The sequence below is a fragment of the Aurantiacibacter suaedae genome, from assembly GCF_005434915.1.
In the GTDB taxonomy this organism is placed as follows: Bacteria; Pseudomonadota; Alphaproteobacteria; order Sphingomonadales; family Sphingomonadaceae; genus Alteraurantiacibacter; species Alteraurantiacibacter suaedae.
Genome location: NZ_SKCG01000002.1, coordinates 339,737 through 360,822 on the forward strand (window position 1 = coordinate 339,737; position 21,086 = coordinate 360,822).

28 protein-coding genes are annotated in these 21,086 nt (G+C 67.7%); 22 read left to right on the plus strand and 6 right to left on the minus strand.

Annotated elements, in window-relative coordinates; genetic code table 11:
• Positions 1 to 8: 8 nt before the first annotated feature.
• The 4 genes from E0473_RS07895 to E0473_RS07910 are packed head-to-tail and all read right to left on the minus strand — an operon-like array spanning position 9 to position 2,105.
• The gene (locus tag E0473_RS07895; protein ID WP_137680331.1) at positions 9 to 758 is read right to left on the minus strand and encodes a glycerophosphodiester phosphodiesterase family protein; all 750 of its coding nucleotides are present in this window, start codon (positions 756 to 758) and stop codon (positions 9 to 11) included.
• Between the two features lie 11 nt (positions 759 to 769).
• Positions 770 to 1,231, minus strand: coding sequence for a RidA family protein (locus tag E0473_RS07900; RefSeq protein WP_170308132.1), 462 nt, complete (start codon positions 1,229 to 1,231; stop codon positions 770 to 772).
• A complete protein-coding gene (locus E0473_RS07905; RefSeq protein WP_137680332.1) occupies positions 1,228 to 1,857 on the minus strand; it encodes an HAD family hydrolase in 630 nt (209 codons plus the stop codon). Before E0473_RS07905 ends, E0473_RS07900 begins: the two co-directional genes overlap by 4 nt.
• Positions 1,854 to 2,105, minus strand: a complete 252-nt coding sequence (locus E0473_RS07910; RefSeq protein WP_137680333.1) for a DUF3572 family protein — start codon at positions 2,103 to 2,105, stop codon at positions 1,854 to 1,856. The genes E0473_RS07905 and E0473_RS07910 overlap by 4 nt, the downstream gene beginning before the upstream one ends.
• 95 nt (positions 2,106 to 2,200) lie before the next feature.
• Between E0473_RS07910 and E0473_RS07915 the strand changes: the two genes are divergently transcribed.
• The 5 genes from E0473_RS07915 (at position 2,201) to E0473_RS07935 (ending at position 5,977) form a co-directional block, all read left to right on the plus strand.
• Positions 2,201 to 2,572 (plus strand): response regulator, encoded by a 372-nt coding sequence (locus tag E0473_RS07915; protein ID WP_137680334.1) that lies wholly within the window; start codon positions 2,201 to 2,203, stop codon positions 2,570 to 2,572.
• Between the two features lie 105 nt (positions 2,573 to 2,677).
• Entirely contained in the window at positions 2,678 to 2,920 is a 243-nt protein-coding gene (locus tag E0473_RS07920; protein WP_137680335.1) for an acyl carrier protein, read from the plus strand.
• An 8-nt stretch (positions 2,921 to 2,928) separates the two neighbouring features.
• Entirely contained in the window at positions 2,929 to 4,152 is a 1,224-nt protein-coding gene (spt, locus tag E0473_RS07925; protein ID WP_137680336.1) for a serine palmitoyltransferase, read from the plus strand.
• Between the two features lie 80 nt (positions 4,153 to 4,232).
• The gene (locus E0473_RS07930) at positions 4,233 to 5,498 is read left to right on the plus strand and encodes a metallophosphoesterase (RefSeq protein ID WP_137680337.1); all 1,266 of its coding nucleotides are present in this window, start codon (positions 4,233 to 4,235) and stop codon (positions 5,496 to 5,498) included.
• A 50-nt stretch (positions 5,499 to 5,548) separates the two neighbouring features.
• Positions 5,549 to 5,977 carry an OsmC family protein gene (locus tag E0473_RS07935; RefSeq protein ID WP_137680338.1) on the plus strand — a complete coding sequence of 143 codons (429 nt, stop codon included), beginning with the start codon at positions 5,549 to 5,551 and terminating at the stop codon, positions 5,975 to 5,977.
• A gap of 6 nt (positions 5,978 to 5,983) precedes the next feature.
• Here E0473_RS07935 and E0473_RS07940 read toward each other — a convergent pair whose 3' ends face one another.
• The gene (locus tag E0473_RS07940; RefSeq protein WP_137680339.1) at positions 5,984 to 6,640 is read right to left on the minus strand and encodes a YqaA family protein; all 657 of its coding nucleotides are present in this window, start codon (positions 6,638 to 6,640) and stop codon (positions 5,984 to 5,986) included.
• A gap of 230 nt (positions 6,641 to 6,870) precedes the next feature.
• Between E0473_RS07940 and E0473_RS07945 the strand changes: the two genes are divergently transcribed.
• Positions 6,871 to 7,317, plus strand: a complete 447-nt coding sequence (locus tag E0473_RS07945; RefSeq protein ID WP_137680340.1) for a hypothetical protein — start codon at positions 6,871 to 6,873, stop codon at positions 7,315 to 7,317.
• Positions 7,307 to 8,767 (plus strand): DNA-packaging protein, encoded by a 1,461-nt coding sequence (locus E0473_RS07950; protein WP_137680341.1) that lies wholly within the window; start codon positions 7,307 to 7,309, stop codon positions 8,765 to 8,767. The genes E0473_RS07945 and E0473_RS07950 overlap by 11 nt, the downstream gene beginning before the upstream one ends.
• Here E0473_RS07950 and E0473_RS07955 read toward each other — a convergent pair.
• Positions 8,715 to 9,272, minus strand: a complete 558-nt coding sequence (locus E0473_RS07955) for a hypothetical protein (protein ID WP_137680342.1) — start codon at positions 9,270 to 9,272, stop codon at positions 8,715 to 8,717. The genes E0473_RS07950 and E0473_RS07955 overlap by 53 nt on opposite strands.
• A 51-nt stretch (positions 9,273 to 9,323) precedes the next feature.
• On the opposite strand from E0473_RS07955, the gene E0473_RS07960 reads away from it, so the two are divergent.
• The 15 genes from E0473_RS07960 to E0473_RS08025 all read left to right on the plus strand — a co-directional run bounded on the left by E0473_RS07960 (position 9,324) and on the right by E0473_RS08025 (position 21,085).
• Positions 9,324 to 10,499, plus strand: coding sequence for a phage portal protein (locus E0473_RS07960; protein ID WP_137680343.1), 1,176 nt, complete (start codon positions 9,324 to 9,326; stop codon positions 10,497 to 10,499).
• The gene (locus E0473_RS07965) at positions 10,496 to 10,804 is read left to right on the plus strand and encodes a DUF6127 family protein (RefSeq protein ID WP_137680344.1); all 309 of its coding nucleotides are present in this window, start codon (positions 10,496 to 10,498) and stop codon (positions 10,802 to 10,804) included. Before E0473_RS07960 ends, E0473_RS07965 begins: the two co-directional genes overlap by 4 nt.
• Positions 10,804 to 11,196, plus strand: coding sequence for an HK97 family phage prohead protease (locus E0473_RS07970; protein WP_137680886.1), 393 nt, complete (start codon positions 10,804 to 10,806; stop codon positions 11,194 to 11,196). Before E0473_RS07965 ends, E0473_RS07970 begins: the two co-directional genes overlap by 1 nt.
• Positions 11,197 to 11,433: 237 nt before the next feature.
• Positions 11,434 to 12,573, plus strand: a complete 1,140-nt coding sequence (locus tag E0473_RS07975) for a phage major capsid protein (protein ID WP_137680345.1) — start codon at positions 11,434 to 11,436, stop codon at positions 12,571 to 12,573.
• A gap of 134 nt (positions 12,574 to 12,707) precedes the next feature.
• A complete protein-coding gene (locus tag E0473_RS07980) occupies positions 12,708 to 13,256 on the plus strand; it encodes a head-tail connector protein (RefSeq protein ID WP_137680346.1) in 549 nt (182 codons plus the stop codon).
• Positions 13,253 to 13,423, plus strand: coding sequence for a hypothetical protein (locus E0473_RS15385; RefSeq protein ID WP_161981547.1), 171 nt, complete (start codon positions 13,253 to 13,255; stop codon positions 13,421 to 13,423). The genes E0473_RS07980 and E0473_RS15385 overlap by 4 nt, the downstream gene beginning before the upstream one ends.
• A 4-nt stretch (positions 13,424 to 13,427) precedes the next feature.
• Positions 13,428 to 13,817, plus strand: a complete 390-nt coding sequence (locus tag E0473_RS07985; protein ID WP_137680347.1) for a DUF3168 domain-containing protein — start codon at positions 13,428 to 13,430, stop codon at positions 13,815 to 13,817.
• 23 nt (positions 13,818 to 13,840) lie between these two features.
• Complete coding sequence (locus E0473_RS07990) at positions 13,841 to 14,248, plus strand: phage major tail protein, TP901-1 family (RefSeq protein ID WP_137680348.1); 408 nt, start codon at positions 13,841 to 13,843, stop codon at positions 14,246 to 14,248.
• On the plus strand, positions 14,245 to 14,562 hold the full coding sequence (locus tag E0473_RS07995; RefSeq protein WP_137680349.1) for a gene transfer agent family protein: 318 nt from the start codon (positions 14,245 to 14,247) through the stop codon (positions 14,560 to 14,562). Before E0473_RS07990 ends, E0473_RS07995 begins: the two co-directional genes overlap by 4 nt.
• Entirely contained in the window at positions 14,559 to 14,756 is a 198-nt protein-coding gene (locus E0473_RS08000) for a phage tail assembly chaperone (RefSeq protein WP_137680350.1), read from the plus strand. The genes E0473_RS07995 and E0473_RS08000 overlap by 4 nt, the downstream gene beginning before the upstream one ends.
• Positions 14,749 to 15,333, plus strand: a complete 585-nt coding sequence (locus E0473_RS08005) for a tail tape measure protein (protein WP_137680351.1) — start codon at positions 14,749 to 14,751, stop codon at positions 15,331 to 15,333. Before E0473_RS08000 ends, E0473_RS08005 begins: the two co-directional genes overlap by 8 nt.
• Before the next feature lie 13 nt (positions 15,334 to 15,346).
• Positions 15,347 to 17,668 (plus strand): DUF2460 domain-containing protein, encoded by a 2,322-nt coding sequence (locus tag E0473_RS08010; RefSeq protein WP_137680352.1) that lies wholly within the window; start codon positions 15,347 to 15,349, stop codon positions 17,666 to 17,668.
• Positions 17,665 to 18,486, plus strand: coding sequence for a DUF2163 domain-containing protein (locus E0473_RS08015; protein ID WP_137680353.1), 822 nt, complete (start codon positions 17,665 to 17,667; stop codon positions 18,484 to 18,486). Before E0473_RS08010 ends, E0473_RS08015 begins: the two co-directional genes overlap by 4 nt.
• A complete protein-coding gene (locus E0473_RS08020; protein WP_137680354.1) occupies positions 18,486 to 18,899 on the plus strand; it encodes an NlpC/P60 family protein in 414 nt (137 codons plus the stop codon). Before E0473_RS08015 ends, E0473_RS08020 begins: the two co-directional genes overlap by 1 nt.
• A gap of 2 nt (positions 18,900 to 18,901) precedes the next feature.
• A complete protein-coding gene (locus tag E0473_RS08025) occupies positions 18,902 to 21,085 on the plus strand; it encodes a phage tail protein (RefSeq protein WP_137680355.1) in 2,184 nt (727 codons plus the stop codon).
• The last annotated feature ends 1 nt before the right edge of the window (position 21,086 follow it).

Below are 21,086 nucleotides of genomic sequence, written 5' to 3' on the forward strand. Positions count from 1 at the left end.
CCCGCGATCTAGGTACGCGACTGGAAGGCTACCACCCCCGCGCCTTCAAGGATGGGCATGGCCCCCGCTTCGAGCGCCGCATCGAGCTTGGCCGGGCTGTCGACGGTCCAGCTGACCAACGGAGCCTTGCGCGCGATCTGGCGGCGCGACAGGCCGCTCGGCAAGTCGCGCACGTCGAGGGCGAGGAAATCGGGTTTCGCCAGCTCTACCGCCAGCCGCCGCTTGATCTGGGCCATCAGCGTGGGGCGACCTTCTTCGCTCACCACCAGCCCCAGCGGAAACGACGAGCCGTGCCTGGCAAACCAGCGCGCCACGCGCGGGTCGAAGCTCATCACGGCGACCGCGCCGCCATACCCCTCGCAATCGCGCCGCACCGCCCGGCACAGCGGGCCAACCGGGCGCTCCCGCTCGGTCTTCAGTTCGAGCAGCAGCGGCACTTTTCCGCCGACCAGCGCGAGAATGTCGCGCAGCGTGGGGATGGTCTCGCGGCTGCCGCGTAAGGGAATCGCAGTCAGCTCGCCCACGCTGCGGTCGGCGAGGAGGCCGCTCTCCTCGGTCAGGCGCGCAAGGTCGGCATCGTGGAACACCATGGCGCGCCCGTCGGCGGCCTTGCGCAGATCGCACTCGATTCCCAGCCCCGCCGCGATCGCGGCCCTGAAAGCCGCCAGCGAATTTTCCGGGCAGCCATCACCGTGAAGCCCGCGATGGGCATAGGCATGTCGGCCGATCCAGCCGCAGTCCTTCGCCTGTTGCTCCATCGCCGCCCCGGTCAGCCAGCCGCCAGTTCGATCACCGCATCGACCTCGACCGCCGCGCCGAGCGGCAGGGCCGGCACGCCCACGGCCGCGCGCGCATGTTTGCCAAGTTCGCCGAACACATCGGCCATCAGTTCGGAGGCGCCGTTGGCGACCTTGGGCTGGTCGGTGAAATCGGCGGCCGAATTGATGAAGGCGCCCAGCTTGACCACGCGGCTGACCCGGTCGAGCGAAATGCCCGCGCTCTCCAGCTGTGCGAGGATCATCAGCGCGCAGGCCCGCGCCGCCGCCGCGCCATCTTCCAGCGAGACATCATCGCCCAACCGCCCGGTAACCAGCTTGCCATCGATAAAGGGCAGCTGGCCCGAGACATGGGCCAGATTGCCGCTCACCACCACCGGCACATAGGCGGCAACGGGCGCAGCCGCGACCGGCAGAGTGATCCCCAGTTCCGCAAGACGGGCAGCGATGGTCATGATGGTGCTTTTTCCAGTTGATCGTTGATCCACGGCAGGGCTTCGGCCCAGGTATCTATGCGCGCGTGGGCGGCCCCGGCCTGGTGCGCGCAGGGCACGTGGGACGCGATTGCCGGTTCGCCGCAAAAGTGCAAGCGGCGCACCTGCGGCACATGTTCCGCCGCCGACTGGTGATGGCTGGCGATATCGTCGATGAAGACCGCCACGCTTGGGCTGTATTCCTCGACAATCGCGCTCAGCGCGCCGCCTTTCGGCCCTTGGTTCGTGAACACGCGCGCCTCGATCCCCAGCCGCCGCAGCTGGCGTACACGCGCCTCGTTGCGCGTATCGATCAGGTTGGTAAGCACGACCACATCGGAGTGCTCCTGCAAGGTGTTGATCGCCTCGACCGCGCCGGCAATCGGTTGCTGGCTATCCATCTGGGTGTCGAAGAACAGGCCGAGCAGACGCCACATTTCCTTTTCGCCGAGCGGTTCGGTTTCGCCGTGGCGGCGCATTGCCTCGGCAAAGGCGTGCTTCTCAAGCTCCAGCGAAACCTGGTGTTCGACATCGAGCCACTCGCGAAAATGGCGGACCATGTGCAGCAGCACTTCGTCGCAATCGGTGACGATAAGCGGGCGGGTCATTCGGGAACACTCCTGTGATCGACCAGCGCCTGCGGAGCAACGCCGAGCGCATCGGCTGCGGCAACCAGATCGGGTTCGTGCGCGGCAAGAAAATCGAACACCGCCTGATGGGTGGCGCTTTCGCCGATCGCCTCGCGCAAACCGTCGGGCGTGAGCCCGGTCAGCGCGAGGAAGCGGTCGGCCCGCGCGCTATCGGCCAGTATCCAGCCCAGCGCTGCCAGCGCGAGCGTTGCCCGGTCGGCTTCCATGGTTGATGAGTCCTTAGGAATTGTCACTTTTCCACAAGCGCGGTAGAGAGAGAGCAGATCGGTCTGGCGAACGACAGGCCGCCATGGGGACAGCAATGTCAAAACGGATCCTTGTTGTCGAGGATAACGACCTTAACCGCAAGCTGTTCTGCGACGTTTTGCGCGCAGGCGGCTTTTCGGTGGAGCCGGTTGCCGATGGCAAGGAGGCCATTGCCCGCGCGCGCGCTTTCGCGCCCAATCTGGTGGTTATGGACATCCAGCTGCAGGACGTTTCGGGCCTCGATCTGATCGCGCATCTGAAGGGCGACAGCGCGCTTTCCGATGTTCCCGTGCTGGCCGTCACCGCCTATGCCGGCAAGGGCGACGAGGAACGCATCCGGCTTTCCGGCGCGGAGGGATATCTGTCCAAACCGGTCAGCATCGGGCCGTTCATGGCCGCGGTTAAGGACCTGGTAGGCACGAACTAGCCGGGGCCCGCAGGCCGCGCCGCCTTGACAAGCACCCGCGCTCGGGCTTTGCCCGCCATTATTCGGGCCGTGCGCCCGCGCTAATTTGCAGATAGGACCTTTCTCATGGACCGTGCCGAAGTCGACAGCCGGATTCGCACCATCATCGAGCCGTTCAACAAGAAGTCGATGAAGATCACCGATGCCACCAGCTTTGCCGGCGATCTGGAATTCGACAGCCTTACGGTGATGGATTTCGTCGCCGCGATCGAGGACGAGTTCGACATCATCATCTCGATGAACCAGCAGGCCGAGATCGAGACCTACGGCCAGCTGGTCGACGCGGTCACCGGTATGCAGGGCAAGTGAACGAACCGATGAGCGAAACCATGACCGCCACCGCGCCGGACCTGTTCGCCAAGTTCGACGAAATCATCCAGATCCGCGAGAACCTGCTGGCGAGCGGGGTGGAAGACCCGTTCTCGCTGGTGATGGAAAAGGTGCTCTCGCCCACGCGTGCCATCTGCAACGGACGCGACACGATCCTGCTCGGCACCTACAACTACATGGGCATGACCTTCGATCCCGACGTGATCGCGGCGGGCAAGGAAGCGCTTGACCAGTTCGGCTCGGGCACCACCGGCAGCCGTGTGCTCAACGGCACCTATCAGGGGCACCGCGAGGTCGAGGATGCGCTGCGCGAGTTCTACGCCATGGATCACGCCATGGTGTTCTCGACCGGCTATCAGGCCAACCTCGGCATCATCTCCACCATCGCCGGCAAGGGCGATTACATCGTGCTCGACATCGACAGCCACGCCTCGATCTGGGACGGCTGCGCGATGGGCAAGGCGGAAGTGGTTCCGTTCAAGCACAACGATATCGAGGCGATGGAAAAGCGCCTCAGGCGCATCCCCGAGGGCGCGGGTATCCTGGTGGTGCTCGAAGGCGTCTATTCGATGCTGGGCGACGTGGCGCCGCTGAAGGAAATGGTCGCGGTGGCCAAGAAATACGGCGCGATGGTGCTGGTCGACGAGGCGCACTCGATGGGCTTCATCGGTGAGCATGGCCGCGGCGTGGCCGAGGATCAGGGTGTGCTCGATCAGGTCGACTTCGTGATCGGCACCTTCTCGAAGTCGGTCGGCACGGTGGGCGGCTTCTGCGTTTCCAACCACCCCAAGTTCGAGATCATGCGGCTGGTGTGCCGCCCCTATGTGTTCACCGCCAGCCTGCCGCCTTCGGTGGTGGCGACAGCGGCGACTTCGGTCCGCAAGCTGATGCAGGCGGGCGAGAAGCGCGCGCATCTGTGGGAGAACTCCCGCCGGCTGCACGCGGGCCTCACCGAGATGGGCTTCACCCTCGGCACCAGCGAGCCGCAGAGCGCGATCGTGGCGGTGATCATGCCTGATCTGCAGAAGGGCGCGTCGATGTGGGAGGCGCTGCTGCACGAGGGGCTTTACGTAAATCTCGCGCGCCCCCCGGCAACGCCTGCGAACATGACGCTGCTGCGCTGCTCGCTGTGCGCCGAGCATTCGAGCGAAGAGGTCGAGACGATCCTCGGCATGTTCGAACGTGCCGGCAAGGCGGTGGGGATTATCTGAGGCACGGTCACGCCGAGGACTTAATTTTGTAAAATACTCTCGTCAGAAGGGCGCTCCCCCTTAATGACGAGAGTATCCTCATGCGCCCGCCCCTCGCGGCCCTTGCCGCCACCCTCAGTCTTTCCGCAGCAGCGCCGGCCCTCGCGCAGGGCGATAGCGGCGAACAGCGCGAATACGATGTAGCCTTCGTCGCCATTGGCGATACCGGCTATATTCCAGCCTACGATCAGCTCGACGAGGACGACGAGCGCTTCCGCACACTTGGCGCCTACCTCGGCAACGAGGCCTCCGATTGGCTTGAGCACAACCGCGACCTGTCGCAGTTCCGCCCCACGCCATGGCAATTCGAACCGGCGATCGGCGGCTTCGTGCCCGCCAGCGGGATGTACCCGGTGGCGATGGCCGCGGCCGAGGTCTGCGCGCACGAGGGCTGCGATTTCGGCGCGATCCTAGGCGACAACATCTACCCCGATGGTGCCACCCTCGGTGCCGACGGCATTTCCGACGAGCGCCGCTTCCGCGAGATGCTCGACCAGCCTTATGGCAAGTTCGGCGCGGGCACGCCCGGCTTCACGCTCTATGCGATGATGGGCAACCACGACTGGCATATCTCCCGCGAAGCGACAGATGCCCAGCTCGCCTATCTCCAGGCCCACCCCAACTTCACCATGCCCGATCTGTTCTATTCGGCGGTGCCCGCCGGAATGGAAGGCGAGCTCGAGATCTTCGTGATCGACACCGAGATGCTGCTTGCCGGGACCGAGGTGCGCAAGGATGCGCTCGATGCCGATGGCAACGAACTGCAGGACGGCGGCTTGGACGAATGGCCCGATTACGTACGCGCATCCAATGCCGAGGAGGCGAACATGGTTGGCTGGCTGACCGAGGCGCTGGCCGCTTCGCAGGCAAAGTGGAAGATCGTGATGGGCCACCATGCGCTGTGGTCGAGCGGGGGCAGCAAGTACGAGAAGGCGCGCAGCCTGCGCCGCCTCCTGCTGGATCCGATCTGCCGCTATGCCGATGCCTATATCGCTGGCGACGATCACCTGATTGAAGCCTACTCAGACGACTGCTCGCTCGTGGCAGGCGCGCCTTCAGAGCCGGTGCCGATGTTCGTTTCGGGTGCGGGTTCGAAATATCGCCAGCAGCATGTGCCCTTTGCCGAGCAGCAGATCGCCAACAACCCGCAGATGCGCAACCTGTTCTCGCGTGGATCGACCTGGGGCTTCCTGCATGTCGGCATTGCCGGCGATGAGCTGGTCAGCACGCTATATTCGACCCCGGCCGATCAGTCGGGCCGTCCCGTTGAAGAGGCGCGGTTCACCTTTCCCCATCGCAGCCGCTGAGGAACATCAAGGCCATGTCGTGCGTCTCCTGAGCAAAGGAGATACACGACATGACCACCAATACCGGCAGCGCGCGCTACGAGGGCCTTGGCAAAAGCGGCAAGGGCCACGTTTCGACCGGCTCGGGCGCGCTGAGCGAGCAGCCCTATGGCTTTTCCACCCGCTTCGAGGATGAGCCCGGCACCAACCCGGAAGAGCTGATCGCGGCGGCCCATGCCAGCTGCTTCACCATGGCGCTGAGCTTTGCTCTGGCCAAGGAAGGCTTCGAGGATGGCACCGTCGAAACGCAGGCGAAGGTGAAGCTGGAGAAAGACGGCGACGGCTTTGCGGTCACCCGCTCCGACCTCGTTACCAACGCAAAGGTGCCCGGCATCGACGACGCCGTGTTTCACCGCATCGCCAACGAGGCCAAGAGCGGCTGCCCGATTTCCAAGCTGCTCAACGCCGAAATCACGCTCGACGCCACCCTGACGAGCTGACCTAGCTCAGAGCTGGTCGAGGCTCGTCACATTCGCGCAGACGTCGGCCGGATCGGCCTCGCCGTCATCATGGCCGACCTGCGCGATCAGCACGAAGCCGCCGATCAGCAGTACCACGAACAGGCCCGTCAGCCAGGCAAGGTACTTGTCGATAAAGGCCTTGATCGGCGCGCCGAACACCCGGAACAGCACGCCGACCGCCATAAACACCAAGCCCCGCCCGGCAATCGAGGCGAGCACGAAAGTGCCGAAGTTCATGGAAATGAACCCGGCGGTGATGGTCAGCAGCTTGAACGGCACCGGTGTGGTGCCCGCTATCACGATCGCCTGCCAATCGTTCTCACGCAGGTAGCAGGCGGCCTTGGGAAAGGCCTCTGACAGACCCAGCACGCCGATCAGCCACTCGCCCACCGCCTCATACAAGAAGTGCCCGATGGCATAGCCCGCGATGCCGCCAAGCACCGAAAAGGCCGTGCAGATCGCGGCGAAGCGGATCGCCTTCTTCGGCTCGGCCAGACACATCAGGCCCAGCAACGGATGCGGCGGGATCGGGAAGAAACTCGATTCAACGAAGGCGAAGAACGCCAGCCAGCCTTGCGCGTGGCGGTGCTTGGCCTTGTCCATGGTCCAGTCGTAAAGCGACTGCAGCAGCTTGGTAATCATGCGGTTTCCGGTCCCGAGCCCCGTTGCAGCTATCGCGATTAGGCGAGCGATGCAGCCAGAGCAAGCGGCACTAAATAACCTATATGGCACTTTTCTATTGACATCGTAACGCTCTTGGGTTAGCAAAGGACAACATCGCGATAGAGCGAGTCGGCAAGAGGCGGTCCCCACCACGGGGTGCCGCCTTTTTTGATGCTCGCCGCCAGCGCCAACGACGGGACATTGCATTCATGGCCAAACGTAACTGGGAGACCACTTTCATCAACGAACTGGCAGAGACCTCCAATGTGAAGGCTGCCACCAAGGAAGCCGGGGTGAGCCAGTCATTGGTTTACAAGCGCCGCCGCGAAAGCGCCGAGTTCGCCGCCCGCTGGTATGCGGCGCTCGCGGAAGGATACGACAGCCTCGAAATGGACCTGCTCGCCCGCCTGCGCGAAGGGCGGCTGGAGGACGTCGACGAGGACGGCAACAAGCGCAAATACGACATCGGCACCGCCTTTCGCTGCCTGCTCGCCCACCGCGAGAGCGTGGCGCGTGAGAAAGGCCGCCAGACATTGCAGGACGAGGTGATCACGATGCGCGAGATCAACGCCAAGATCGACGCCCAGCGCGCCCGCGAAGAGCGCGCCGCCGAGCTGGAGGCCAAGCGCCAGAGCGGGCCGAACGATGGCGAGTAAGCAGCCGCGCGACAGCCGGGGCCGCTGGTTCCGCGCCGGCGGCGATGGCGGAAAACACCGCCGTCTGGCGCTCGACAAGACGCTGCTCGCGCACGAGCGGCAGGCATTGGGCTCCTGGCACTGGGAGGTCTGGGGGCGCGACGAACAACTGCCGCCACCGGGCGCCTGGCGGATCTGGCTGATCTGTGCCGGGCGCGGCTTCGGCAAGACCCGCGCGGGCGCGGAATGGGTGCGCAATGTCGCGCGCAACGATGGCACCGCGCGCATCGCGCTGGTGGGCGCGAGCCTCTCGGAGGTGCGCAGCGTGATGGTCGAGGGCGAAAGCGGCATTCTGGCGGCCTCGCCGCGCGCGCTGGTGCCCGATTTCGAGCCGTCGCTGAAGCGGCTGACCTGGCCCAACGGCGCGCAGGCCTTCCTCTATTCGGCAGGCGAGCCCGAAAGCCTGCGCGGCCCGCAGCACACCCACGCCTGGTGCGACGAGATCGCCAAGTGGGACAATGCCGGCGGCCGGGCGATGGATTGCTGGGACAACCTGCAACTGGGGATGCGGCTGGGCGAGCACCCGCGCATTCTCGCCACCAGCACCCCGCGCGCGGTGCCGCTGATGCAGCGCCTGCTGGCCGAGGCCGAGCGCGGCGACGGCAGTGTGGTGCTGGCGCGCGGCCGCACGGCAGACAACGCCGGGGTACTGCCGACCGCCTACTACGAGGCGATGCTGAGCCAGTTCGGCGGCTCGTCGCTGGGGCGGCAGGAGCTGGACGGCGAAATGCTGCGCGAGGTCGAGGGGGCTTTGTGGAGCCGCGCCCTGTTAGAGAAATGCCGCCAGCCCCCCCCTCCCCTCGAGGGGAGGGGGCCGGGGGGTGGGGGCTCCACGCTGGCGGGCGACGGGACAGGAGCCGCCCTCCCCAACCTCTCCCCCGCGTGGGATGGGCCAAAGGGCGAGTGCGTGCGGATCGTGGTCGGCGTCGACCCGCCCGCCTCGGCGCGCGGCGACGAGTGCGGGATTATCGTCTGCGGCGTGACGGCTGAGGGCCTGGGCCAGGTGCTGGCCGACCACTCTGTCGGCGGCGCAACGCCCGAGCGCTGGGCGTCAGCGGTGGCCGAGGCCGTACGCATCTGGCGCGCCGACCGCGTGATAGCCGAGGCCAATCAGGGCGGCGACATGGTGCAGAGCGTTCTGCGCGCAGCGGACTGCGCGATGCCGGTAAAGCTCGTCCACGCCAGCCGAGGCAAGGCCGCGCGGGCCGAGCCGATTGCGGCTTTATATGAAGCGGACCGGGTGCAGCATGTCGGCCATTTCGCGGCGCTGGAGGACCAGTTGTGCGGGCTCCTGGCGGGCGGGACTTATGAAGGGCCCGGGCGGTCGCCGGATCGGGCCGATGCGCTGGTTTGGGCGCTTAGTGAGCTGATGTTGGGGCGGAGGAGCGTGCCGCACGTCCGCCAGATATAGGCGCTTCGGTCGCCGCAATCTCAGCGACTAAGAAAGCAAGGATAATCGTGAGATGCTTGTCTGCCGAGCGATTAAATACAAGATGAACGAGTAGTGGCACCAGCGCAAACAGGCCAACGAAAGGAACGATCAACAGATCGTTACCCGCACTAGGCCTTCCGCCAAATAAAGCTGTTGCCAAGCTGATCGCTATTACCAGCACCAGCCCATACCAAATCGTAAAAAACACTCTCACATATAACGAGGCTCCCCAGCGAGCAGAAATTCGGGTCTGGCGCCTGTCACTGGTCAGCCGGCCCGCAAAAACCGGCGCAAATCCGTTGTCAAAAAATGGGATCCGCCAAAACAATCTGAGCCTGCCAAACCGGCATGAGCCGGCGACTCCCCTGGCCAACGGACTCAACATCGACGGCGTGGCGGTACTAATCCGCCGCGCAATCTCTTCTCGCGGCAATGCTGAAACCAACTCAAACCGCCGGCCAAGCAAGTAGTCTTTCAAAGTCATCGCCGGATCATCGGTTCGGGCGAGCAAGATAGCAACGCAAAAGGAAATAGCATGTCCTTCATCGACACGCTCCGCTCCGCCTTCAAGGGCGGAGACGGGGCTCGCGTGCCTTTGGCGCGCAGCTTCACTTCGCCCTGGGCGCTCGCTTACGAGGCCCACGCGGGGCGGACCGGCTTCGACTACACCGCCTCAATCCGGCGCGGCTATATCGAAAACCCCGTCGCCCAGCGCGCGGTGCGGATCGTTGCCGAGGGCGTCGGCAGCGCGCCGATTGCCGAGGCCGATCCCAAAGCGCTCGCCCTCGTGCGGGCCACCAGCGCGGGGCAGTCGCTGCTCGAAACGCTCGCCGCGCACCTGCTGCTCAACGGCAACGGCTATGTGCAGATCGCCCGCGATGCCTCGGGCAAGCCCGCAGAGCTGTTCGCCCTGCGCCCCGAGCGCATCAGCGTGGTCCCCGGCGCCGACGGCTGGCCCGCCGCCTATCGCTACACCGTGGGCGACACCAAAGTCGACCTGCCGCTGGAGGACGAGGACGGCTGGCCCTGCCTGATCCACCTCAAAACCTTCCACCCGACCGACGACCACTACGGCGCAGGCTGCCTCATCGCCGCCGAACAGTCGGTGGCGATCCACAATGCCGCCGCCAGCTGGAACCGCGCCTTGCTCGAAAACGCCGCGCGGCCCTCGGGCGCGTTGGTTTACGATACCGGCGAGGCTTCCACACTCACCGGCGAGCAGTTCGACCGGCTCAAGGAGGAACTGGCCGCAGCCTATCAGGGCGGCGGCAATGCGGGCCGTCCGATGCTGCTGGAGGGCGGGCTCAAGTGGCAGAGCCTGTCGCTCTCGCCCGCCGACATGGACTTTGCCGAACTGAAAGCCGCCGCCGCGCGCGACATTGCGCTCGCCTTCGGGGTGCCGCCGATGCTGCTCGGGCTGCCGGGCGACAACACCTATGCCAACTACAAGGAGGCCAACCGTGCGCTGTGGCGGCTCACGCTGCTGCCGCTGGCGGCGAAGATCCTCGGCGGGATTTCCGAGGGGCTGCAACCGTGGTTCCCCGGTGTCGCCCTCGCGGTCGATCTCGACCGGGTGCCTGCATTGTCGGAGGATCGCGAGAAGTTGTGGGCGCAGGTCACCGGCGCCGACTTCCTGAGCGAGGCCGAGAAGCGCGCCATGCTCAGCCTGCCTCCCGGACCCGAACAAAACACGAACGGAGATAACCAATGACCCGCGAAGACATGCTCGCCGCGCTCATCGCGCAGGCGCAGACCGGCGGTGCCGACCTCGTGACCCTGCGCGCCATCGTCGAGGAGGCGAGCGAATTGGGCGCGGACCGCGTGCTCACCCGCATCGGGCTCGAGGACGACCACGCGCAGAGCGATATCGACGAACTGCGCGAGCTGCTCGAAGCCTGGCGCAGCGCAAAGGCGAGCGCGTGGAAGGCGACCGTCGAATGGGTCGTGCGCGGGGTGCTGGCGCTGCTTCTGGTCGGCATCGCCGTGCGGCTCGGCGTGTTCGGGCTGCTGCGGTGATGGTGCGGCTGGCGGGCTATGCCGCCCTGTTCGACGTGGCCGACGCTGCGGGCGACACCATCCGCAAGGGCGCTTTCGCCCGCACGCTGGCGGACCGGCGCGAGCCGCTGCCGCTGTTCTGGCAACACCGGCCGGAGCAGCAGATCGGCACGGTCGATCTGGCGCAGGAGGACGAAAAAGGCCTGCGCGTGATCGCCCGGCTCGACAATCCCCGCAGCCGCGCGGTGAGCGACCTGCTCGGCAAACGGGTGAACGGCCTCAGCTTCGGCTACCGCGCGCGTGGCTATCGCCAAACGCTCGATGGCCGTGTGCTCGAAGATATCGACCTGTTCGAGGTGAGCCTCGTGACCCAGCCGCTCCAGCCCGGAGCGAGAGTGCATTTCGTCGCCTAGGGTCTGCCTGATCTTCCTTACTCCCCTCCCCTTGGGGAGGCCCGGGGGTGGGGGCTCGACGCTGGCTGGCTGGCGCGGACCCCCCATCCCAACCCTTCCCCAAGGGGAAGGGCTTTATGCGATGCCGTGCCATCCCGCTCCGGCTTCCCTCAACCCCCACAAAAATCCCCCTGACCGGCCCCACTCGGGGGGCGGTCTCATTTCTCGTGCCCCCAACCGAAAAGGTAACTAGCTGATATGGATATGGAAATCGAAACCGAAGTGATCGCGCAGAGCTTCGATCTGGTCTCGCGCCAGGACCAAGCCGAGAAGGCGATCAAGGTGCTGCGCTCGGACGTCGACGAGGTGAAGGCCCGGCTCGACCGTGTCAGCCGCGCCGCTTCGCGCCCCGCGCTCGATGGCGTGGTGAAGACCGAAAGCCCCGAAGTGAAGAGCTTCGTCACCGGCTACCTACGGCAGGGCCGCGAGACCGAGCTCAAGTCGCTCTCGGGCCTCACGCCGGGTGACGGCGGCTATGCCGTGCCGCGCGAGATCGACGCGATGATCGCCAGCGAGCTGAAGACCATCTCGCCGATCCGCCAGATCGCGCAGGTGGTGCAGGTGGGCAACGCGGGCTACCGCAAGCTGGTCGCCACCGGCGGGGTCGCCTCGGGCTGGGTCGGCGAGGGCGATGCTCGCCCCGAAACCGCCAGCCCGACCTTCGCCGAGGTCGCCCCGCCGTCGGGCGACCTTTACGCCAACCCCGCGGCCAGCCAAGCCATGCTCGACGATGCCGGGTTCGACCTCGAAGGCTGGCTCTCCGCCGAGATCGCAGTCGAATTCGCCGCTGCCGAGGGCTCTGCCTTCGTGAACGGCACCGGCGTCAACCAGCCGCTCGGCTTCCTTGCCTCGGCCACGTCGATGGCGGGTGACGCGGTGCGACCCTTCGGCAGCCTGCAATATATCGGCTCGGGCGATGCCGCGGGCTTCGATGCCAACCCGGAAAGCCGCCTGATCGACCTCGTGCACACGCTCAAGGCCGGCCACCGCCAGGGCGCGAGCTGGGTGATGAACTCGGCCACGCTGGCCGAGGTGCGCAAGATGAAGACTAGCGACGGGGCCTTCCTGTGGCAGCCGGGTCTGGTCGAGGGCCAGCCCGACCGTCTGCTCGGCTATCCGGTGGTCGAGGCCGAGGACATGCCCGATATCGCGGCGGACCAGTACCCGATCGCCTTCGGCAACTTCCGCAACGGCTACCTCATCGCCGAACGCACCGCGACGTCGATCCTGCGCGATCCGTTCACCAACAAGCCGTTCGTCCACTTCTACGCCACCAAGCGCGTGGGCGGGCAGGTGCTGGATAGCGCGGCGATCAAGCTGCTGAAGATCGAGGCCTAAGCGCCTTCAATCCGCCGGGCGGTGCCAGCCTCAGGCACGCCCGGCGTCCGTGCGCGCCCGCTAACCGCGAGCCACTCCCCCCTCCTCGCCGGAGCGGGCGCGCCTTTGTTCTTGCCGAGACACAGGAGACCGCCATGCAGCGGCAACTCGTCACGCCACCTGACCTTGCCGGAGCCGCGCTCGCCGAGCTGAAGGCCTGGCTGGCCATCACCACCGCGCGCGACGACGCGGAGCTGACCCGCCTGCTCGCCGCCAGCCTCGCCACCTGCGAGGCCTTCACCGGCAGAATCGCGCTGGAGGCGACCTACGAAGAAATGCGCGAGGCCAGCACCGGCTGGCAGACGCTCGACCTCACGCCCGTGCGCGCGATCCTCGCGGTGGAGGCTTTGGCAAGCGACGCCTCGCGCACCACCCTGCCGCCGACCAGCTATCTGGTCGACATCACGGCGCGGGCGGAGGGCCGTTTTCGCCTCGTGGTGCCGGTCAGCGAGAAGCGGCTGGTGGTTCGCTACACAGCCGGTCTTGCCGCCGACTGGGACCTGCTGCCCGCCGACCTGTGCCACGGGGTGCTGCGCCTTGCCGCGCACCACTTCCGCGCCCGCGAGGACGACAGCGCCAAGAGCGCCCCGCCCGCCGCCGTCGCGGCGCTGTGGCAGCCCTGGCGGCGGATGCGGTTGGCATGATCACCGCGCAGATCCCCGGGCTCGCCGGGCTTGCGCGGGCGCTCGAACGGCAGGCGCGCAAGCGAGCGCTGGCACGGGCGGCCGAGCGCCGCCTCGCTGCCGAGCCGGGCGAACAGTCCTGGCGCCGCGCCGAATGGCTGTGGCCCGCCTTCACATCGGAGCCGTAATCCCATGGAAAGTGCCCTGCGCATTGCGCTGATCGACTGGCTGGCGAGCGACCCGCTGCTGGCCCCGCTGCTCAATTCCATCACCGAGGAGGTGCCCACCCGCACCAGCGCGCCCTGGCTTGCCGTGGCCACCAGCGCCAGCATCGACTGGAGCACCAAGGACCGGCGCGGGCGCGAGGTGCGCGTGGCGCTCGAACTGCACCTGCGCGGCGAGGAGGCGGGCGAAAGCGCCGACCTCGCCGCGCTGGTCGCCGACCGGATCGAGACCATGCCCGCCGCGCATCCCAGCTTCCGCCTCGTCTCGGCCCAGTTCCTGCGCGGGCGCGCCGAGCAGCGCGCGAACCTCAGGCGTGCGGTGCTGCTCGAATACCGTTTCCGCCTTTTCGAAGCCTGATTTTCTACACGGAGTACCTGCCCATGACTGCCCAAAAAGGCTCTGCCTTCCTGCTCAAGATCGGCGACGGCACCGCCTCGCCCGCCTATGCCACCGTCGCCGGGCTGCGCACCACGCAGCTCTCCATCAATGGCGACGCGGTGGTCGTCACCCACAAGGAATCGGGCGGCTGGCGCGATCTGCTCTCAGGGGCGGGGACGCGCTCGGTGTCGGTCAGCGCAGCGGGGATCTTTCTCGGTTCAAGCGCCGAAGCAGCCGTTCGCGCCCACGCACTGGCGGGCACCATCGAAGACTATGAACTGAGCTTCGAGGACGGCGAGAAGCTGCGCGGGCGCTTCCTCGTCCAGCGGCTCGACTATGCGGGCGATTTCAATGGCGAGCGCAACTACACGTTGCAGCTCGAAAGCTCCGGCCCGGTCGTTCCGGCATGAGTCAGGCTCGCCACAATCCCGCACGCGGCGAGGCAATGCTGGTGGTGGCGGGCAAACCCCGCCTGCTGCGTCCCAGCTTTCACGCGCTGGTCCTGGCCGAGGAAGAGCTTGGCCCGCTGTTCGCGCTGGTCGAGCGGGCGGGCGAGGGCCAGCTGCGCCTGTCCGAGATCGCCGCTCTGTTCTGGCACTGCCTTGCCGAGCAAGGCGATGTCACCCGCGAACAGGTGGGCGAAGCGGTGATGGCCATGGGCCTTGCCGCCGCCGCTGCGCCTTTACGCACGATCCTGCGCCAGATCCTGCAAGGCCGCCCATGAGCGAGGACCTCTCCGACAGCGCCCTGCGGCTGTGCGGGGAGCTGTGCCGCTCGCTGGGCTGGAACCCGCAGGATTTCTGGCGGGCAACCCCAGCGGAACTTTTCTGCATTTTCGCAAACCAAAATGGCGAGCAGGCCGAGGGCCTAACGCGCTGCGAGCTGGCCGCATTGCTGGAGCAAGACAGGCATGACTGACGATCTCGAACCGCTGCTGGTGGAAGTGCGCGCCAGCACCAGCGATTTCCGCGCCGACATCGAAACCATGCGCGCGAGCGTCGACAGCTCGCTGATCGGCGGGTTCGAAAAGGCCGGATCGGTACTCGAACGCGGGCTGCTCGGCGCGATCCGGCGCGGCAGTCTGGGCTTCGACGACCTCAAGCAGGTTGCCCTGCGCGCGATGAGCGAGATCGCCGCCAGCGCCGTGCAAAACGGCCTCGGCGCGCTGTTCGGCGGCGGCCCGGCAAAAGGCGCAAGCGGTGGGCTGGGCGGCCTGTTCGGCAATACGCTCGGCGCACTGCTGGGCCTTCCGGGGCGCGCCACCGGCGGACCGGTCGCGCCCGGAATGCCGTTCCTCGTCGGCGAGCGTGGCCCCGAGCTGTTCGTGCCGACCTCGGCGGGCCGGGTCGAAACGCTCGCCCCGCAGGGCGGCGGCAAGGACGTGCGCGTGTCGATCAACCTCGCCGCTGAGCGCGGCACCGATAGCCCGGCGATGCTGCGCCGCTCGTCGCGCCAGGTCGCCAGCGCTGTCGCCCGCGCGCTGCGCGGCGCCTGAGGGAGGAAAACACATGGCATACTGGCTGGCGCGCAAGCGCAACGGACAGGACTTCGACTATCTCCAGCGGTTCGACCCGCGCTTCTGGACCGTCGACTTCCCCCGCCCCGAAATGGCGAGCCTCACCACCATCGCGCACGACGGCCTGCGCATCGACTGCGAGTTCCACCACCGCGATGCGCTCGCCGGGCTGATCTGGGAAAGCGAGGACCGCTACGACCACCCCCTGCTCGCCTATGCCACCGACCGCGACTATGCGCACACCAGCCTGCGCTTCCGCTGGCGCTCGGCAGGCGTGGTGGCGCTCGATCAGGTGCACGGGCCCACGCTCACCATCGAGGGGCGCGATGCCTCTGGCGCGGCGCGCACCTGGTATGTGCGGCTGTGGAACTACGCCGAGGGCGCGCCCGACGATGCCGCCGTTGTGCTGCCCTTTTCCGAGCTGCGCGAAGGCTGGCTGGCCGATGGCGACGCGCTCCATCCCTCCGATATCGACCGAATGTTCATCTCGCTGGTCCCGCCGGGCCACGATCCCGCGGATCACACGCTGCTGCCCGCGCGCGCCAATGGCTGGGTCGAGCTGACCGGCATCGCCTGCGAGGGCCACCGCGCGATGGTCAAGCTGGGCGACGTAGTGGTGCCCCCGCACGATGTCGGCATGGCGACAGCCTACGACGACAGCTATAACCTCACCCCAGCGCGGGTGCTGCGCAATGTGCTCGGCCTCGGCTATCGCGGGGCCATCGTCCACTATGTCGGAATGAGCCACTTCTACCGGCTCGCCCGCCAGCCCAGCGGCGCGCTGCTGGTGGAAGAGCCGGCACAGCTTTGCACCCCGTGCGAGGCGTGGCACCGCGCCTTCCTCGCCGAATGCGCGCGGCTCGATTACCAGCCGATTGTCTCGCTCTCTTACGAGCTGTTCGCCGAGCACTGCCCACCGGAATGGAGCCAGCGCGCTTACGACGGTTCGCGCGCGCTGACCGGATGGGAGCCGCCTTCCACTCTGCTCTCGCCAGCGAACGACACGGCCATGGCTTACCTGCGCACGGTCGCCGGGGCCTTCACCGCGCTGGTGGTGGCCGAGGGCTTGCCGGTCCACTTCCAGATCGGCGAACCGTGGTGGTGGCTCACCTTCGATGGCCACATCTGCCTCTATGACGACGCCGTGATCGCCGCGCGCGGATCGGCCCCCGAAATCCCCGACCTCACCGCCTCGCTCGATGCCGCCCAGCTCGACCTGCTCGACTGGGCCGGGGCCACGCTGGCCGCCTCCACCGCCGCGCTACGCGACCATGTCCGCACTGCGGCGGGCGGCGCGGCGACGGTCTATCTGCTCGTGTTCACCCCCACGCTGCTTGACCCGGCCCGCCCCGAACTGCGCCGCGCCAGCCTGCCCGAGGGCTGGGCCTGGCCCGCCTACGACCGGCTCCAGGTCGAGGACTACGACTGGCTCACCGCCGGGGCCGAGGGCGCCCGCCGCGCCGCCTACGCCGCCGTGCAGGGCCGCCTGCACTACCCGCTCGACGTGCAGGACTATCTGGCCGGTTTCGTGCTCAGCCCCGCCGATGCCGAAAGCTACTGGCAGCGCATCGACCGGGGCCTCGACGAGGCTCGCGCGCGGGGCGTCGAGCGCCTGTTCGTCTGGGCGCTGCCGCAGGTCACGCGCGACGGATACACCCGCCTTCCCTCCAGCGAGGACACCTCCATGCAAGCCTTCGACGACCTACTCTATCCACTCGCGCCGGGCCGCGATCTCGCAGTGAGCCCGGAATTCTCGACCTCAGTGGCGCTCACCGCCTCGGGCTTCGAGCGGCGCAACAGTCACTGGAGCGACGCGCGCCTGCGCTACGATGTCGGCCCCGGCATCCGCTCGGAAGCAGAGCTTGGCGTGCTGCTCGAATTCTTCCGCGCCCGGCGCGGGGCGGCGCGCGGTTTTCGCCTCGCCGACCCGTTCGACTTCAGCTCCCACGGCCAGACCGGCACCCCCACGGCCAGCGACCAGCTGCTCGGCCTGGGCGATGGCGAGACGGTCCGCTTCCAGCTTGCCAAGCGCTATGGCGCGGGGGCAGACCCGCAGGTCCGCCCGATCACCCGTCCGCGCCTTGCCTCGATCGTGGTCAGCCTCGATCATGTCCCGACCAGCGCCTGGACCTATGACGAGGGCGGCTGGATCACGCTGTCCGCCGCTGCGCCCGAGGGCGTCGAGGTCCGCGCGGGCTTCCTGTTCGACGTGCCGGTCCGCTTCGCCGAGGACCGGCTCGATATTTCCGCCAGCAACTTCGCCGCCGGGGAAGCGCCCTCGGTGCCGCTGATCGAGATCCGGGAGGCGTCATGAGCCGGACCTTCTTCGCCCAGCCGCTCGAAACCGTAGCCACCTACTGGCGGATCATGCGCCGCGACGGGGTGACGCTCGGCTTCACCAGCCACAACCGCGACCTCATGTTTGCGGGCATCGCGCATCTGGCCGCGCCGGGGATGGTCCCCTCGTCGATCCGCCGCTCGGCCGACCTGTCGAGCGAGCTGGTCGAGATGGAGGGCATCCTCTCGCATTCAGCGATCACGCCCGCCGACCTCAGGATGGGCCGCTATGACGGTGCCGTGATCGAGGTGGGTGTGGTCGACTGGGAAAGCCTTGAGCACACGGCCCTATTTGCGGGCGAGGTCGCCAGCGTCACCGAAAACGGCGAGAGCTTCGAGGCGAGCCTGCAATCGGCCAAGACGCTGTTCGAACGCGACCTCGTGCCGCGCACCAGCCCCACCTGCCGCGCCCGCTTCTGCGACCGGGACTGCGGGCTGAGCCCCGCACGCTTCACCCATCTGGTTCGCGTGACGGCGATCAATAGCGAAACCGGCTCGATCAGCTTTTCGGGCCTGCCCGCAGCCGACATGATTGTCGGCGGGCGACTGCGCTGGATCGACGGGCCGCAGGCGGGCGTCGCGATGCGGATCATGGCCGCCTCGGGCTCCGAACTCACGCTTGACCGCGATCTCGTTGCCGGACTGGCGGCAGGAGACCGCGCGGAGGTGACCGAATCGTGCGACCACACCATTGCCACCTGCGCCGCCCGCTTCGGCAATGCTGCGAACTTTCGCGGCGAGCCGTTCATGCCCGGTAACGACCTGCTCACCCGCTACGGCACAGGGGGCGCATAATGGCCGGCGGGCAACAACTCCTCGAAGCTGCACGGGCGCTGGTCGGCGTGCCTTTCCATCTCGGCGGCATGTCCCGCGAAGGCGGCGTAGACTGCGTGGGGCTGGTGGTGCTGGCCCTGCGCACCGTGGGCCGCGATGCCGGGCCGCTGCCGCCCTATCGCCTGCATCAGACCTCGCTCACCGGCTTTGCTCCGGCGCTCGCCCGCTCGGGCCTGCGCGACGTGGCAGAGGCTCTCCAGCCCGGCGACGTGCTCGCGCTGCGTCCATCGCCCTCGCAGCTGCACCTCGCCATCGCGGGCGAGGGCGGCACCCTCGTCCATGCCCATGCCGGTCTGCGCCGGGTCGTCCACGGCCCGCGCCCGGTCGAATGGCCGCTGCTGCGTAGCTGGCGGCTGGCCCCAAGCGGAGACTGACCATGGCCACCCTTATCCTCACCACGGTCGGCACCGCGCTCGGCGGGCCGATTGGCGGCGCGCTCGGTTCGCTGCTCGGCAACCAGATCGACCGCGCGGTGTTCAAGCCCGGCGGCCGCGTAGGCCCGCGCCTCAAGGAGCTGGCCGTCACCAGTTCGAGCTACGGCACGCCGATCCCGCGCTATTTCGGCACCATGCGCGCAGCAGGCAGCGTGATCTGGGCGACCGACCTCGTCGAAACCAGCGAGACCACCGGCGGCGGCAAGAGCAGCCCCTCGGTCAAGACCTACAGCTATTCGTGCAGCTTCGCGGTGGCGCTGGCGAGCCGCCCGATTGCTCGCCTGGGCCGGATCTGGGCCGATGGCCGCCTGCTGCGCGGCGCGGCGGGCGATCTCAAGGTCGGCGGCATGCTGCGCGTGCATCAGGGCTATGGCGACCAGCAGCCCGATCCGCTGCTCGCCAGCGCCGAGGGTGCGCTTTGCCCTGCTTTCCGGGGCCTCGCCTACTGCGTGTTCGAAAGCCTGCAACTGGCCGAGTTCGGCAACCGCATCCCCACACTCGCCTTCGAGATCACCAGCGACGACGGCGAGGTAAGCCTCGTCGAACTGCTGGAGCCGCTGGAGGCCGATGCGGCAATCACGCGCGGGCTTGAGGGGCTGGGCGGTTTTTCGGATGAAGGCGGGCCGGTGCTGGCATCGCTCGAACTGCTCGACCGGGTCTATCCGCTGGCCTGCGATGTCGGCGCGGGGCCGCTGGCGATCCACCCGCGCGATCCTGCCGCCGCGCCCGCCGCGACCCTGCCCGAGGCCGTGGTCGACCCCGCCAACGAGAGTTTTGGCGGGGCCTACGGCCAGATGTCCACCCGCCGCACCGATCACAGCAAGCTGCCCTCGGCCATGCGCTACTACGATGTCGCGCGCGACTATCAGCCCGGTCTGCAACGCGCTGGCGGGCAGGCCCCTGCGGGCCAAAGCACCGTCATCGACTTTCCCGGTGCCTTGCAGGCGGGCACCGCGCTGCGCCTGATCGAGGCCATGGCCACACGCGAAGGCGTGGCGGGCGACCGCCTGCAATGGCGCATGGCCGAGCTGGACGCGCGGATTGCCCCCGGCGCTCTGGTCGCCGTGCCCGGTCGCCCCGGCAAGTGGCGGGTGGAAAGCTGGGAATGGCGCGACACCGGCGTCGAGCTCGAACTGACCCGCGAACCGGGCGCAGCGCTCCCCCCGGCGATCGGAGATCCGGGCCGCAATCTCGAAACTCCCGACGAAGTGGCCACGCCCACCGTGCTGATGGCAAGCGAGCTGCCGTGGGACGGGCTCGGCACGCGCGACGAACGGCAGGTGATCGCCGCCGCCAGTTCGAGCACCAGCGGCTGGACCGGAGCCATGCTCTATGCCGACCACGGCGGCAGCCTGTCACCGCTCCGGGGCACCAGGCGGCAACGCGCGGTTGTCGGCACGCTCTCAAGCCTGCTCCCACCCGCCGACCCGGCCATTATCGACCGGACGGCTGCTGTCGACGTCACCCTCGCCTCCCCCGATTTCGAACTGGCCTCGCGCCCGCTCGAAAGCCTGGCGGCGGGGGCCAACCGGTTGCTGGTCGGGGCGGAGCTGCTGCAATTTGCCCATGCCGAAAGCATCGGCGGATCTGTCTGGCGGCTGTCCGGGCTGCTGCGCGGGCGCGGCGGCACCGAAGCGGCGGCGCTCACAGGCACGGCGGCGGGGGCGAATGTGGTCCTGCTCGATGAACGGCCGATCCGGCTTGACGCCGCCGACCTTGGCACGGCTGAGGCGATCGCCGCCATCGGGCTCGCCGACGACGTGCCCGCCGAGGCGACGATCGCCAATGCCGGGCTGACCCTGAGGCCGCTGGTCCCGGTCCACCCACGCCTGACCCTGGCCGCCGACGGCAGCGCCACACTGAGCTGGACCCGCCGCGCGCGCGGGGCCTGGAGCTGGAGCGGCACGGTCGAACCACCGCTCGCCGAGGAGTTCGAACGCTATGCGGTCGGCCTTGGCGATACCGAGCTGCCCGAGGCCCAGTGGGAAGTGACCGCGCCCACGTTGCAATTCTCCGCCCCCGATTGGGCCGCCCTGCGCGCCGAGCATCCCGGCAAAGCGCTGTGGGTGCGCCAGATCGGCAACAGCGCCCGCTCCGATCCGCTCTATCTCACAACCCTTGCTTGAG